This window comes from Undibacterium sp. GW821-FHT11B02 (genome assembly GCF_058808955.1).
The window spans coordinates 281,433-295,002 of sequence record NZ_JBXASD010000009.1; the positions used below are offsets into that span (position 1 = coordinate 281,433).

Below are 13,570 nucleotides of genomic sequence, written 5' to 3' on the forward strand. Positions count from 1 at the left end.
TGGGAGCATGGTTTGCTGTTGGATGGATTTATTGGGTTGGGTAGGTGCAGGTTTTACACATTAAAGACTTTTGCCCATAACTAGAGACATTACCTATGAGTAAAATTGATTTAGAGTTTCTGGATGAAATTTTTCATCGGGCTAAAGTAGAGTCAGAAATTCCAGGACATCAAGTTCATGTAGTGGAATTATTGCAACTATATTTGGTATGCAAACCAGAACACGCCAGTGCTTGGGCGATTTACGGCGAGGCATTACGCGAACTTGGCAGGCATAATGAGGGCTTAAGCGCGTTAACACAAGCTTATGAACTTGCTCCGCAAGGTTACAAGGGATTCATTGCAATGCAAATTGGTGTTCTTATCAAGGATTACCGCTCTCCCAAAGAAGCGGATGCTTGGTTTGACATAGGCACCAAGTGTTTGGGGCATAACTCGGGTTGGCCTTGGGTCATAAAAGGGGAAAATTTAGTTTCTCTAGGTAAGTTTGATGAGGCAATTACATGCTTTGAGACTGCGCAATTTGGTGGGCACGATCAAAAAGATGAGGCTCTATTTAATTTAGGGCTAGCTTACCGAGCCACGGGAGACTACAAAAAAGCAATTCTTTGCTTTGAGAATGCAATACAAATCACTCCAAATTATGAAGATGCAATAAATGCGTTAGAGGGCTTGAATGGATTGGATGAAACACTGAAGTTGGCATTGGAGTTACGAAAAATTATTAACCAAGTTCATTAATGAAGGTTGCAAACCTTCCCGAGTCTCAAAAGATAAAATCACGAAGAAGAAATGCTAAAAATAAAGCGCTAATGGATTTAATTATGTTACCTAACGAATCGCAGTTGGGCGATATTGAGTCTGATTTATGGGCGGAAATGAAGATTTTTGATAATGAACAATTATGTACTGAGTTAAATGGGCAGGACATAATGAGGCAATTTGCTGCTGCGAAGCAGCTTCAGTTGAGTGGAGCAACTAATGAGGTCTTCAAGTTTCTTATTGATCTTCTGAAGGACGTAAATAGTTCACGTCGAAAGGTGGCAGCATTTTGCTTGGGCCAGTTAGGTACGCCTGATCGTCCTTTTGCTGATGAGACTGTCCCGTTATTGATTGAGGTAGTAAAGAGTGATGCTGAATCGAACGTCAAGGCTGAAGCAATTACAGCACTTGGTTATCTTGGTGACTATCGAAGTATCGATTGTTTGATAAGCGCAGCAAATGAAAAAGATACAGGAATGCGAATTTCCGTTGCTTTTGCTCTAGGGAATATTCGTGATAAAAAATGTCTTGGTCCATTGCTAATGTTGACAAATGATGCTGATCTTGAGGTGGTTTCTTGGGCCGTTTTAGGCTTAAAACTCCTTGATGTCGATTCCTGTGCTGTGCGAGATCGTTTTTTTGAATTGGCTGTATCCTAAGGACGATGAGATATCGGAAGAGGCGATTTGTGCTCTCGCAGGGTGGCACGATTTACGTGTATTGCCTGCAATAATCGATAAGCTTAGCCAATATGAAATAAGTATCGCTGTTTTTGAAGCGGCGGGTAATTTGGGGGATAAAAGACTGCTGCCTGTATTAAGTGAGTTACTTAATGATTTTGGGGAAGATTCACCGATTCCTCTTAAGCAAGCTATTTTGAAGCTTGAAGCGATAGAAAATCGAATTTAATTGTAGTATCTTCGATTTGATCTAATTTCAGAAAATCTGACCAAAAAGGCGAGGCTACCTGACGCCCCAGACCAGCCAGAGCTTCAGCTATGACGCCGTTGCTAACCGCAGCACCAAGACAAATAAAATGGCCTGAAAAAAAGTGGAGAAGAATGATCGAAAAGGGAATGGAAATAAGAGGGATGATTGTTGATGACGGCACCACACAAGAATAAAGAATTTTCTCTATCTTTAAGGATGACGCATCCTGAGCTAGATTTATTGGTATTTTCTGATCTTATTGGACTGATTCCATGGAAGTGGAATACTGCCGGGGAAGTAAGAAAAACTAAAGACGGCAGATTGTTGGGTGGAGTACACAAACAGTCTTTTTGTACATGCACATTAGATTTTGATCAGGATGATACTTTGGAGGCTGCCATCAATCGAACGCTTGACCTACTGGAGTCGAAAAAGAGCGACATTGTTAAAATGACGTCTTCCGGTGGTCAAATGAACTTTTTTATTGGATGGTTTTTTGAAGGGACTGCTGGATTAATCTTTGATTGGCAAATCCTTCGCAGGATTTCTGATTTAGAGATTTCTATTCAATTGGATGCATATGGCGCATTTTTAAAGTAATGCATCATGTAAATACCGTTGACGCGATAGTGTAATAATTTGCGGGCGCGTGGCACACCTCGCTCCCATCGTATTTTCTCCCGAATTGGCATCGTCCGATTTTTGCGAGATTGAGCAGACTTTTTTTCACTTTGCCGTCATGGCATTTAGTGTGCCCAGCCTCACTTAAATCATACCGACAATAAATTGTCCTCATGTTGAATGCTGTGTGAAAAAGAGAGGGGCATGACGCCCCCGAACGATATGATGATTGACTGCCTATTGACCTTTGATGTTGGTACTACCAAAAAAGTTTGAGGACGAGCCAGGCGTGATCCGGATGAGAGGGGAGGATCACACCCAGGCTGTCCTCAAACCCAGTTTCTCATCAGGCCGACTGCCAGGCCTTCCAGAGCAAAATCTTCTTCGGTATCGCCAACCCTGATGATGGGATAATCGGGGTTTTCTGGCATCAGTTCGATCAGGTCGCCGGTTTTCTTGTAGCGTTTTACAGTCACATCGTCGCCCAGGCGGGCGACAACGATTTGGCCATTGCGGGCAGTGTCGGTTTTCTTTACTGCCAGTAAATCGCCATCAAGTATGCCGGCATCGCGCATGGACATGCCGCGTACTTTCAGCAAAAAGTCAGGCTTGGCAGAGAACAGGGCGGGGTCCACATGGTAGGTGGATTCTATATGTTCGCTGGCCAGTATGGGGGAGCCGGCAGCGACACGGCCAACCAGTGGCAGGCTTAGTTGCATCAGTGCCGGATGTGGCAGGGCCATCTGTATGCCGGGGATGTGGCTGGATAGTTCGGATTCCAGCAGGCGTATGCCACGCGAGGTGCCAGCGGCGATCTCGATCACACCTTTGCGCGCCAGTGCTTGCAAATGTTCTTCTGCGGCATTGGTGGAGCGGAATCCCAGTTCTGCGGCGATTTCTGCACGGGTAGGGGGAAATCCGGTGTTTTGGATGGCGTCCTTGATCAGGTTAAGGATTTGTTCCTGGCGGGCAGTAAGTTTTAGCATGGTGATTTCTAATGTGAATGTGCTGTATAGGCAAGCAGTCTGTATTTTTATACAGTAAAGCTGAATATGCAAGTCAAAATCCGCAAAGAGCAGCAAAAATGTGAAAAATTACGTCATTCAAACAGGCAAATGGTGGCTTTGCCTGGCTAAGTCACTGATCTAATTGATCAAAATGAAAAACTGGGTTATTATTGTCGGCTTTCCTCTTCCCGCACTCGTCTTGACGCCGAGGCGGGCTATTTTTATTGTCCACAAGGAGAATATATGCGTCATTATGAAATCGTATTTATCGTACATCCCGATCAGAGCGAGCAAGTTCCTGCAATGATCGAACGCTACAAGGCAAGTGTTGTAGCTCGTGGTGGTCAAATCCATCGCGTTGAAGACTGGGGCCGTCGTCAATTGGCTTACATGATTCAAAAACTGGCGAAAGCGCACTATGTTTGCTTGAACATTGAATGCGATGCTGAAACTCTGCTCGAGTTGGAAACAGCATTCAAATTCAATGATGCTGTCTTGCGTCACCTGACAGTCAAACTGAAAAAAGCAGAAACAACACCTTCTCCAATGATGAAAGCTGTTCAGAAGGAAGATGCTGCAAAAGCGCAACGTGTTGAAGCGCCTGCTGCTTAATTATTCATTGACAGAGGTCGTGTAAAAAATAGTGAATCAGCTGAAGCTTGTAGCCCGGATCGTAGAGAAAACCGCATTGCGGTACACACCGGCCGGTATACCGATAGCTTCTGCGACATTGATGCACAGTTCGGAAACTCGTGAGGCGAACACAGTTCGACAGGTTGAGTTTGAAATTTCAGCGGTAGCGGCAGGGGAGATTTCCCGCCAATTCAATGAAATTGCTCTGGATGTGCCGGTGGAATTTACTGGTTTTTTAGCACGCAAAAATCGCAATAGCAAAAGTCTCGTTTTTCATGTCACTGAATTCGGGACACCTTTACTAGATTAGGAGCCAAAAATGGCATTCGGTAAAAAATTCGACAAAAGCAAATTGAAGCAAAAGCGTCAGCAACAAAATCCTTTGTTCAAGCGCAAAAAATTCTGCCGTTTCACTGCGGCACATGTAGAAAAAGTTGACTACAAAGACATCGACACACTGAAAGACTTCGTGCAAGAAAACGGCAAAATCATGCCTGCACGTCTGACAGGTACTAAAGCGTTGTACCAACGTCAAGTTGATACAGCAATCAAACGTGCACGTTACCTCGCGTTGCTGCCATACACTGATTTGCACACAGCGTAATTGACGACAAGGTAAAGGAGAAAAATATGCAAGTTATTCTGTTGGATAAAGTCGTTAATCTCGGCAATCTGGGTGATGTAGTTCGTGTAAAAGACGGCTATGCCCGTAACTTTTTGATTCCTCAACGTATGGCTCGTCGTGCTACGACAGCTGCTGTTGCTGAATTCGAAGCAAAACGCGCTGAACTGGAAAAAGCAGCAGCCGCCAAATTGGCAGCAGCACAAGCTCTGGGCGAAAAACTGTCTGGTTTGACAGTGCAAATCACCCAGAAATCTGGTGTTGATGGCCGTCTGTTCGGTTCCGTTACTAACTCTGACATCGCTGAAGCCCTGACAAAACAAGGTTTTGCGGTTGAAAAAGCACAAGTACGTTTGCCACAAGGTCCTTTGAAGATCGCTGGCGATCACAGTGTTTCCGTTGCATTGCATACGGACGTAGTTGTTGACGTTATCGTTTCTGTATTGGGCGAGCACGCTTAATTTGCTTTTTGCAAATTGCTGAAGAAAAAGCCGGGAAATCCCGGCTTTTTTGTTGTGTGGGGGATGTTTTTTCTTGTTTTGTTGCTTTGGTGGTGTTTGTCACAATCTTGTCACAATCTTGTCACAAACAAGCCTATTTCCCTCACGTTGTATTGTCTGGCAATTTGATTTAACGGTTATAATGCGCGCCATGAAAGCTGGTTCTGATCCTCAAGTTGACGCGATACGCGTCCCCCCTCATTCCATAGAAGCAGAGCAATCTGTCCTGGGAGGCTTGTTGCTTGACAATGCCGCCTGGGATCGTATTGCCGACTTTATCAGCGAAGAAGATTTTTATCGCTATGACCACCGCATCATTTTTCAATGCATGGTCAAACTCATCAATGCCTCCCGCCCTGCCGACGTGATTACCGTGTTCGAAGCCCTGAATGGCATGAACAAGGCAGAGGATGCCGGTGGCCTGAGTTACTTGAATGCCCTGGCCCAAAATACGCCTTCCGCCGCGAATATCCGTCGCTATGCCGAAATCGTGCGTGACCGTGGTGTGCTGCGCAAGCTGATCACAGTGTCCGATGAAATTGCTGGCAATGCCTTTAACCCGCAGGGTAAAGAAGTCAAGCAAATGCTGGACGAGGCTGAATCCAAGATTTTTGCCATCGCCGAAGAGGGGGCCCGTGGTGCCCAGGGCTTCCAGGCTATCCAGCCTTTGCTGACCCAGGTGGTAGAGCGAATTGATGAGTTGTATAACCGCGACAATCAAAACGATATTACCGGTGTGCCTACCGGTTTTGCTGATCTGGATAAAATGACCTCTGGTCTGCAGCCTGGTGACTTGATCATTGTTGCCGGTCGCCCATCCATGGGCAAGACTGCGTTTTCGCTGAATATCGGTGAAAACGTGGCGATCGACAGTGGTTTGCCGGTTGCCGTGTTTTCCATGGAGATGGGTGGCGCCCAGCTGGCCATGCGTATGCTGGGTTCGGTAGGGCGTCTGGATCAAAGCCGTCTGCGCGTCGGTAAGTTGACGGATGAAGACTGGCCGCGCCTGACGCATGCCATCCAGAAAATGAATGATGCGCAGCTGTACATCGATGAAACCCCGGCGTTGAGCTCGATAGAATTGCGCGCCCGTTCGCGTCGTCTGGCCAGGCAGTGCGGCAAGCTGGGTCTGGTGATTGTCGATTACTTGCAACTGATGTCAGCCAACTCTGCCGGTGAAAACCGTGCGACCGAGATTTCTGAAATTTCCCGGAATCTGAAGGGCTTGGCGAAAGAATTGCATTGCCCGGTGATTGCTTTGTCACAGTTGAACCGCTCGCTGGAACAGCGCCCGAACAAACGTCCCGTCATGTCCGATCTGCGCGAATCCGGCGCGATTGAGCAAGATGCCGACGTCATCATGTTTATTTACCGCGACCAGGTTTATAACCCTGATTCGCCGGACAAGGGTACGGCAGAAATTATTATTGGTAAGCAGCGTAATGGCCCGATTGGCAGTGTGCGTCTGACCTTCCTGGGTGAATACACCAAGTTTGATAACTATGTGGGTAACCTGTCGATTTACGGTGATAACGAATAAGTTTTAATGTCAGGAATTTCGTTTTAGTAGTTAGTGGTGGATGCAGCAAAGTCTGAAACAGTGAAAGTGGTATCAGCAGCACAACCACGTTGTCTGGTCCCAGATGTTGTTTTTATTTGTTTGCATTTGCCTGAGCAATTCTAGAAATCTTCTATTTTCAGTGAGAATAAAATGTTTGGACGCTTGATGCCCACTGAGGGCAAATTTTTTGAACTCTTCAACCAGCACGCCGAGTTATGTGTCAAAGGCTCCAAGGAGATGGTTGCCCTGATGAAGAATTTTGACGATCTGGAAAATCGCGTGCATGCGATTGAAGGCATCGAAAAACAGGCTGATACCGTCACCTATAACACGATAGAGTTGTTGCATAAAACCTTCATCACACCGATTGACCGTGACGATATCCACAAGCTGATCACCCGCATGGATGACATTCTGGATTTGCTGGAAGATGCAGCACAAACGATCTCCCTGTACGACATCCGCGAAATCACACCAGAAGCCAAGCGCCTGGCCGAGCTTTGCCTGGCTTGTTCGGAAAAAGTCAAAGCGGCGGTTGCCTTGCTACACAGCATGGACAATTCTCGCGAGATCCTGGCAATTTGCGAAGAAATCGATCGTCTTGAGTCTGATGCCGATCACGTCATGCGTGCTGCCATGTCCAAATTGTTCCGTGACGAACCGGATGTCCGTAACCTGATCAAGCTGAAAGCCATTTACGAGATCCTGGAAACAGTCACGGATCGTTGCGAAGATGTGGCCAACATCATCGAAGGCATTATTGTTGAAAACGCCTGATTGCGGCTTACCCCAACAGTAAAGCGCAAGCGGCCCGTGCCTGCCTGTGCGCTCTCAGCAATTATTGATGTATTTATTAAAACTCCCGCTTGAGCGGGAGTATGCAAAGTTGAGTTAATCTTATGCAGAACACCGTACATATCAGCATTTATGTCATCGCCTCTCTGGTGGTGCTGGCTTTGCTGTTTGATTTTATGAATGGCTTCCACGATGCTGCCAACGCGATTGCAACAGTGGTATCGACAGGCGTCTTAAAGCCACAGACTGCGGTTGCCATGGCAGCCCTGTTCAACGTGATAGCCGTTTTCTTCTTTCAGCTAAAGGTGGCCTCCACCGTCGGCAAGGGGACGATAGAACCAGCCATGATTGATCATTATGTGGTCTTTGGCGCATTGGTAGGGGCTATTTTCTGGAATCTGGTTACCTGGTATTTTGGTATTCCTTCGTCTTCTTCCCATGCGCTGATCGGTGGCCTGGTTGGTGCAGCGGTTGCCAAGGCAGGTACCGGTGCGCTGGTATCTTCTGGTTTAATCAAAACCATTGTCTTCATTGTCGTATCCCCGTTATTGGGCTTTATTTTGGGCTCGCTCATGATGTTGCTGGTTTCCTGGCTATTTGTGCGTTCAACACCTAGGAAGGTGGATAAATGGTTCCGTCGCCTGCAATTGATATCGGCTTCCATGTACAGCCTTGGACACGGCGGCAATGATGCGCAAAAGACCATGGGTATTATCTGGATGTTGCTGATCGCAGGCGGTTATTCTTCTGGTTCTGATCCCTTACCTTGGTGGGTTATCCTGTCTTGCTATACGGCAATCGGTATGGGTACTTTGTTTGGTGGCTGGCGTATTGTGAAGACGATGGGCCAAAGGATCACCAAATTGAAGCCGGTGGGTGGTTTCTGTGCTGAAACTGGCGGTGCCATTACCTTGTTTATTGCGACAGCCATGGGTGTACCAGTGTCAACCACACATACCATTACTGGGGCGATTGTTGGTGTTGGTTCAGCGCAAAAAATGTCGGCAGTGCGCTGGGGTGTTGCAGGTAATATTGTCTGGGCCTGGATATTGACCATACCAGCATCGGCTTTTGTTGCAGCTATCGCCTGGTGGATAGGTAGGCAAATCCTGTAATTTCAGTGCCTTTGCAAGTATGAAAAAAAGCGCCCAATTTTTATTTGGGCGCTTTTTTTCGTTGTGGGCAGCCTTTTTAAAAGGCTTACATTTGTTTGAACAAATGTACAAAGCTGCGACTAACTTCCAGTTTTTCCGTCAAGCCCTTAATCTGCACCAGATGACGTCCGCGCAGATCGCGGATCACGCCAGAAATTGCTTTTGCATTTACCAGAGTGGAGCGGTGTATCTGCCAGAACAGGGCAGGGTCCAGTTCGTCTGCCAGGTCGCGCACGGGCTTGCGTATCAGTGCTTCATAGGTGGCTGTTTGCACCCGGGTATATTTTTCGTCGGACTGAAAAAACAGGATTTCTTCCACGGGTATCAGACGTAATTCCTGGCCTATGGATGCCTGTATCCACTGCAGGTAATTCGGTTTGGCGCTGATACCCATCTGCTTGGCCAGTTGCGACAGCATGCTGCTCATGTCGTTGGGCTGGCTTTGGCTGGATAGCCGCTGCTTCAACCTTTCCACAGTACGTGTCAGGCGATCAACATCGGCAGGTTTCAATACATAGTCAACTGCGCCGTGATCAAATGCCTGGATGGCGTACTGGTCGTAAGCGGTGATGAAGACGATGTGGGCTTTGTTGCCGATATCCCTGGCCGCTTCCAGGCCAGTCTTGACCGGCATGCGAATGTCCAGGAAAACCAGATCAGGCTGGTGTTTTTCTACCAGTTCGACGGCTTCTTCCCCATTTTTGGCTTCATCCAGAATTTCCAGTTCAGGCCAGACTTGTTCCAGGCGCGACTTTAACTGGTCGCGCATCAGTCTTTCATCATCGGCGAGTATCGCAGTTGGCATAGTTGTCACTAATTAGCTAATTCGTAAGGAATTTCTATGGTAACGCAAACGCCGCTAGGTTGATTGGGTGTAATGATCATTTGTGCTTTTTCTTTGTATATCAACTTCAGACGTTCACGAATATTCTGCAGACCCAGTCCGGTACCGTTGCTGGGCATGGCACCAAAACCCAGCCCGTCGTCGCTGACCGAAACGCGCAGCTTGTTGTGGGCAACTTCAGCATGAAAGCGTATGGTGCCGCCTTCAGCTTTGCATTCCAGCCCATGTTTGATGGCATTTTCGACCAGGGATTGCAACATCATCGGTGGGAAGGCGGCACTACGCAAGCCTTCAGGCATGATGAAATCGACATTCAGGCGCTCTTCCATACGCATTTTCAGCAATTCCAGATAAGACTTGATCATGTCTGCTTCACGGCCCAGATTGGTGATGCTGGCGTTTTCGCGCATTTGTGGCAAGACGGCACGCAAATACGCGATCAGGCTGCGTTGCATGGCGGCGGCGCGTGGTGGGTCGGTTTCTATCAGATGTTCGACCGAGGCCAGGGTGTTAAACAGAAAATGCGGTTCCACCTGGGCTTGCATCATCTGCATTTGTGCTTCACTGACCTGGCGCAGCAGGGATTCACGTTCGGCGGCCATGCCGGCTTCTTTGGCTTTTTCTTCGGCGCGGACTTTGCCGCCCATCAGGGCCTTCATGCCAAACAGACCAAAAACCAGCAGAACGACAAAGTTCTTGAACCATTTGGATGAAGTGCGCTTGTAGCTTCGCACTTCTTCATCTGCAGCATCGGCGACGGCATTGTTGATGTCTTCGCTGATTTCCTTGGCAACTTCTGCTGGCAATTTGATATGGATATCGTCGCGGCCTGCGACCGACGGTGCAGACGGAGGGGCTGGTGGAGCTGGCGGCGCCGATTCAACCGGTGGGGCAGGGGCGACAGGTTCTGTTCCCGGGGCGGTTGGCGCAACAGGAGGTGACGGGGTGTCGCTATCCTTGTTGATGCGGATACCGTTTTCATCTATTTCAATTTGTTTGCCTTTGCCACCGTCAGCATTGTTTTTGCGGATGTGGATGCCGGTATTGTCAATCTCGATATTGGTATCACCGTCAGTGACCTTGCTGGTTTTTTTGGGTTTCGCCGACGGGTTATTCTTTTTGACGATAATGCTTTCTTCTGACGTGAACAGCGCGTCCTGCAAAATGCCACCTGCAGCAATGGTCAGCACGGCAAACAGCAGAAATTTCCACCACGATAATTTGGTGACCCAGGCCGCTGTCTTGTCGAAGACTCTGCTCAGCAGAGCCATCATGTCGGCGATGAATTCTTTGAAATTTTGTGCGTTCGTATTGTTCATGATGCATTTCTTTAATGTCTTGTAGCGAGTATCTCAGGTCAATGCAGTGCTTGTGTGTGGGGGGAGCGCTGCTGGCTTGGGACTTTTTAGTTCATGCTTACACTTTAAGGAATTCATCTGGAAATGGATAGCAGCATGCGACAGTCTGCAAAATAGGCAGGACAGAACGAAGAAAGGGCCATTCAATATGGATAGGACTTACGCAAAACCGCCCCAGCTGCGTTGCAGCCCTAAAGTACCGTCTTCGTCGCTGACGGTGTAGTCGGGGTTTCAGGCAACGTGTTGCCTGCCGAGGTAACGAACATCCCTTGCAAGGGATGTTTCCTAAAGCGATAGCCTTGCCGGGACAATTTCGCGTAAGTCCTAATGGATTATTGAGTCATGGATAAAATGGCCCTGGTGCTTTTTTCGGGTGGGGTAAGGCAAGGCGCCAATCAAGTCGTGCCAGTTGACGTTGATTGGCCTATCTTGTTGCCAGCCATGCATGCAAATCATCGCGAGCCAAGGGCTTGGAGTACAGATAGCCCTGAGCGATATGACAGTCGTAGGAAAGCAGGGTATTGGCCTGCATCTCGCTTTCTACGCCTTCAGCAATAATTGACAGACCCAGGTTTTGACCAAGTTGGACAATCATTTTGGCGATACTGCCTTCACTTGAATTCTTCTGGATTTCATTGACAAAGGCGCGGTCAATTTTCAATTTGTCTACATCGAGTTTTTGCAGATGACTAAGTGAAGAGAAACCTGTGCCAAAATCATCGATGGATACACTCATACCTAGTTGCTTGATCTGGTGCAGGGTCTTGATCAGCAGTTCCGGGTCTTTCATGGCCATGGATTCGGTAATTTCCAATTCCAGGAAATTTGGCGGTGCGTTAGTATCTTCCAATGCCTTGTTCAGTGATTGCATGAACAACGGATGTGAAAACTGCACCTGTGACACATTGATCGCCATCTGGAAATTGGTATAGCCCAGGCTACGTAAATGCACCAGTTCAAGACAGGCAGTACGCAAGACCCATTCGCCAATGTCGACAATAAGGCCAGAATATTCAGCAATCGGGATGAACTGGTCAGGTGGGATAAAGCGGCCATCGTCAGTCTTCCAGCGCAGTAGCGCTTCAGCGCCCAATACGCGTCCATCGCGCATGTCAATTTGTGGCTGAAATACCAGGAATAATTTTTCATGCTCAAAGGCTGCCCGCAGGGCATGCATAAGCAAGACGCGCTCACGAATTTCCACCCCCATATTGCGGGTAAAATATTCGTAGCCGCCGCGCCGGTTCATCTTGGCGCGTTTTAATGCAATGTTGGTATCCTTGAGAGCCTCTGACCCATCGCCATCATACTCGTCCAGTTTGATCAGACCTATGGTGGCAGATAACTGCACTTCTTGTTGATCAACATCGAAAGGCGTAGTGAACAAGGTCAATATCTTGTCTGGATAAACCATGCTGTCTTCACCCAGCAAGGCAAAAGTGTCACTGCCGACCCTCGCCAACTGACAATGCTCGCCAAAGGTATTGGATAGCCTTTGGGCGACTGAATACAGTAATTGGTCGCCGAACTGATGGCCGAGGGCATCATTGGTTTCGGCAAAATGATCAATATCAATCAGTGACAGGGAACTATGACTTTTCAGGGAAGTCAGCAGGGTTTCATTCAGCGTCTGTAAGAGCTTGAGTCGATTCGCCAGGCCAGTCAGCGGGTCATAAAATGCATAATTATGCAGACGCGACGTCAGCATTACATTGTCCAGACCCACCGAGACATTACCGCAAAAAACACCCAGCAGGCGCTTGTCCATCTCGTTCAGATGCAGTCCGGTATTCAGGTAGAGGGTAAAATCTTTTTGCGCGACGTTGTTGAAATACAATGCCGTGATGTCGGCTTCAAACACACTTTGGCGCAATTCCAGCGAACGTTTGACGATATTTGTCGCAGCAGTATCAAGCTTATCCAGTGGTTGATTCAGTTTGTCTGCGTACATTGAAGTGGTTGCAATAATGCCTAACTCACCTTCTTCCTGTTGCTCGACGGGTGATTGCCTGGCGCAGACAAAGCCTTCGGTATTGAGACCCAGTAGACCACTTACCTGCACCAGTACGCCAGACGCAAAATTTTGCAAGCCTTGCAGTGCCATCAGTTCGGTGCTGGCATGGATGATCATTTCCAGGCCGCGACGGCTGGCGCTGATGGCGCAAATCTGCTCGTAAGAGCGAATTGCTGACGTGACTGCGGTGTACAGCTTGGTACGCGTCAGTTCGGATTTGGTTTTATAGTCATTGATGTCGTAATCACGAATCGCATCAATTTCTGGCGCATAGCCGGGTTGGCCGGTGCGCAATATGATCCTGACATCGGTCAGGCCCAGGGTTTTACGAATATGGCTGACCAGTTGCAGACCGGCGTCTTCCTGTTCCATGACCACATCCAGCAGGATAATGGCGATGTCAGTCTCGTTTTGCAGTATGTCACGTGCTTCTGCTGCTGAATAGGCATGCAGAAAGCTCAGCGCACGGTGCTGTATTTCAAGGCTGCCCAGCGCAAAGGTGGTGGCGGAATGCACATCCGGATCATCATCAATAATCATGATCCGCCAAGTCTGCATGGGCTTGGATGCCACCGAAGCTTCTTCGCTGTCTGGTTCCTCCAGGAAAACCAGATCATCTTCGGACGAGTGGATCGTTGAATTCATCTGTAATGCGGCTCCATGCTTGGCATATCTGTATGGTAAGGGCACTGCAAAATTTGTTCCTTGCGGAACTATGACACTAAATGTTGCGTCAGCCAAGCCTCAACCCTTCTCTTTGTAAGAATAAA

15 protein-coding genes are annotated in these 13,570 nt (G+C 47.9%); 11 read left to right on the plus strand and 4 right to left on the minus strand.

Translation table 11 applies throughout. The features are described from left to right. Positions 1-95 precede the first annotated feature (95 nt). The 4 genes from AC1RVX_RS20415 to AC1RVX_RS20430 all read left to right on the plus strand — a co-directional run bounded on the left by AC1RVX_RS20415 (position 96) and on the right by AC1RVX_RS20430 (position 2,291). Positions 96-740: a tetratricopeptide repeat protein gene (locus AC1RVX_RS20415; protein WP_493218440.1), complete on the plus strand. Its 645-nt coding sequence runs from the start codon at positions 96-98 to the stop codon at positions 738-740. Beyond that, complete coding sequence (locus tag AC1RVX_RS20420; RefSeq protein ID WP_493218441.1) at positions 740-1,420, plus strand: HEAT repeat domain-containing protein; 681 nt, start codon at positions 740-742, stop codon at positions 1,418-1,420. Before AC1RVX_RS20415 ends, AC1RVX_RS20420 begins: the two co-directional genes overlap by 1 nt. Next, positions 1,401-1,670: a hypothetical protein gene (locus AC1RVX_RS20425; RefSeq protein ID WP_493218442.1), complete on the plus strand. Its 270-nt coding sequence runs from the start codon at positions 1,401-1,403 to the stop codon at positions 1,668-1,670. Before AC1RVX_RS20420 ends, AC1RVX_RS20425 begins: the two co-directional genes overlap by 20 nt. Before the next feature lie 192 nt (positions 1,671-1,862). Beyond that, positions 1,863-2,291 carry a DUF4279 domain-containing protein gene (locus AC1RVX_RS20430; protein ID WP_493218443.1) on the plus strand — a complete coding sequence of 143 codons (429 nt, stop codon included), beginning with the start codon at positions 1,863-1,865 and terminating at the stop codon, positions 2,289-2,291. Positions 2,292-2,641: 350 nt separating this feature from the next. On the opposite strand, the gene lexA is transcribed toward AC1RVX_RS20430, so the two are convergent. Continuing rightward, positions 2,642-3,298: a transcriptional repressor LexA gene (gene lexA, locus AC1RVX_RS20435; protein WP_493218444.1), complete on the minus strand. Its 657-nt coding sequence runs from the start codon at positions 3,296-3,298 to the stop codon at positions 2,642-2,644. A gap of 264 nt (positions 3,299-3,562) precedes the next feature. On the opposite strand from lexA, the gene rpsF reads away from it, so the two are divergent. The 7 genes from rpsF to AC1RVX_RS20470 all read left to right on the plus strand — a co-directional run bounded on the left by rpsF (position 3,563) and on the right by AC1RVX_RS20470 (position 8,545). Beyond that, complete coding sequence (gene rpsF / locus AC1RVX_RS20440) at positions 3,563-3,931, plus strand: 30S ribosomal protein S6 (RefSeq protein WP_110252958.1); 369 nt, start codon at positions 3,563-3,565, stop codon at positions 3,929-3,931. 31 nt (positions 3,932-3,962) lie between these two features. Further along, positions 3,963-4,262: a primosomal replication protein N gene (gene priB / locus AC1RVX_RS20445; RefSeq protein ID WP_493218445.1), complete on the plus strand. Its 300-nt coding sequence runs from the start codon at positions 3,963-3,965 to the stop codon at positions 4,260-4,262. A gap of 9 nt (positions 4,263-4,271) precedes the next feature. After that, a complete protein-coding gene (gene rpsR / locus AC1RVX_RS20450) occupies positions 4,272-4,556 on the plus strand; it encodes a 30S ribosomal protein S18 (RefSeq protein WP_110252960.1) in 285 nt (94 codons plus the stop codon). A gap of 26 nt (positions 4,557-4,582) precedes the next feature. Continuing rightward, positions 4,583-5,035, plus strand: a complete 453-nt coding sequence (gene rplI, locus AC1RVX_RS20455; RefSeq protein WP_493218446.1) for a 50S ribosomal protein L9 — start codon at positions 4,583-4,585, stop codon at positions 5,033-5,035. 190 nt (positions 5,036-5,225) lie between these two features. Further along, complete coding sequence (locus tag AC1RVX_RS20460) at positions 5,226-6,614, plus strand: replicative DNA helicase (protein ID WP_422972602.1); 1,389 nt, start codon at positions 5,226-5,228, stop codon at positions 6,612-6,614. Positions 6,615-6,785: 171 nt separating this feature from the next. After that, positions 6,786-7,412, plus strand: a complete 627-nt coding sequence (locus AC1RVX_RS20465; RefSeq protein WP_493218447.1) for a DUF47 domain-containing protein — start codon at positions 6,786-6,788, stop codon at positions 7,410-7,412. Between the two features lie 122 nt (positions 7,413-7,534). Further along, entirely contained in the window at positions 7,535-8,545 is a 1,011-nt protein-coding gene (locus tag AC1RVX_RS20470) for an inorganic phosphate transporter (RefSeq protein WP_493218448.1), read from the plus strand. A gap of 85 nt (positions 8,546-8,630) precedes the next feature. Here the strand turns inward: AC1RVX_RS20470 and AC1RVX_RS20475 are convergent, their stop codons facing one another. The 3 genes from AC1RVX_RS20475 to AC1RVX_RS20485 form a co-directional block, all read right to left on the minus strand. Next, positions 8,631-9,389, minus strand: coding sequence for a LytR/AlgR family response regulator transcription factor (locus AC1RVX_RS20475; RefSeq protein WP_493218449.1), 759 nt, complete (start codon positions 9,387-9,389; stop codon positions 8,631-8,633). 8 nt (positions 9,390-9,397) lie between these two features. After that, positions 9,398-10,747 carry a sensor histidine kinase gene (locus tag AC1RVX_RS20480; RefSeq protein ID WP_493218450.1) on the minus strand — a complete coding sequence of 450 codons (1,350 nt, stop codon included), beginning with the start codon at positions 10,745-10,747 and terminating at the stop codon, positions 9,398-9,400. Positions 10,748-11,210: 463 nt separating this feature from the next. Beyond that, positions 11,211-13,445 (minus strand): GGDEF/EAL domain-containing response regulator, encoded by a 2,235-nt coding sequence (locus tag AC1RVX_RS20485; protein WP_493218451.1) that lies wholly within the window; start codon positions 13,443-13,445, stop codon positions 11,211-11,213. Positions 13,446-13,570 lie beyond the last annotated feature (125 nt).

Coding starts and splice junctions, on each gene's coding strand:
- AC1RVX_RS20460 (WP_422972602.1), top strand. CDS start 5,226: ATGAAAGCTGGTTCTGATCCTCAAGTTGACGCGATACGCGTCCCCCCT.
- rplI (WP_493218446.1), top strand. CDS start 4,583: ATGCAAGTTATTCTGTTGGATAAAGTCGTTAATCTCGGCAATCTGGGT.
- AC1RVX_RS20475 (WP_493218449.1), bottom strand. CDS start 9,389: ATGCCAACTGCGATACTCGCCGATGATGAAAGACTGATGCGCGACCAG.
- rpsF (WP_110252958.1), top strand. CDS start 3,563: ATGCGTCATTATGAAATCGTATTTATCGTACATCCCGATCAGAGCGAG.
- AC1RVX_RS20465 (WP_493218447.1), top strand. CDS start 6,786: ATGTTTGGACGCTTGATGCCCACTGAGGGCAAATTTTTTGAACTCTTC.
- AC1RVX_RS20430 (WP_493218443.1), top strand. CDS start 1,863: ATGACGGCACCACACAAGAATAAAGAATTTTCTCTATCTTTAAGGATG.
- lexA (WP_493218444.1), bottom strand. CDS start 3,298: ATGCTAAAACTTACTGCCCGCCAGGAACAAATCCTTAACCTGATCAAG.
- AC1RVX_RS20485 (WP_493218451.1), bottom strand. CDS start 13,445: ATGAATTCAACGATCCACTCGTCCGAAGATGATCTGGTTTTCCTGGAG.
- AC1RVX_RS20470 (WP_493218448.1), top strand. CDS start 7,535: ATGCAGAACACCGTACATATCAGCATTTATGTCATCGCCTCTCTGGTG.
- AC1RVX_RS20420 (WP_493218441.1), top strand. CDS start 740: ATGAAGGTTGCAAACCTTCCCGAGTCTCAAAAGATAAAATCACGAAGA.
- rpsR (WP_110252960.1), top strand. CDS start 4,272: ATGGCATTCGGTAAAAAATTCGACAAAAGCAAATTGAAGCAAAAGCGT.
- AC1RVX_RS20480 (WP_493218450.1), bottom strand. CDS start 10,747: ATGAACAATACGAACGCACAAAATTTCAAAGAATTCATCGCCGACATG.
- AC1RVX_RS20415 (WP_493218440.1), top strand. CDS start 96: ATGAGTAAAATTGATTTAGAGTTTCTGGATGAAATTTTTCATCGGGCT.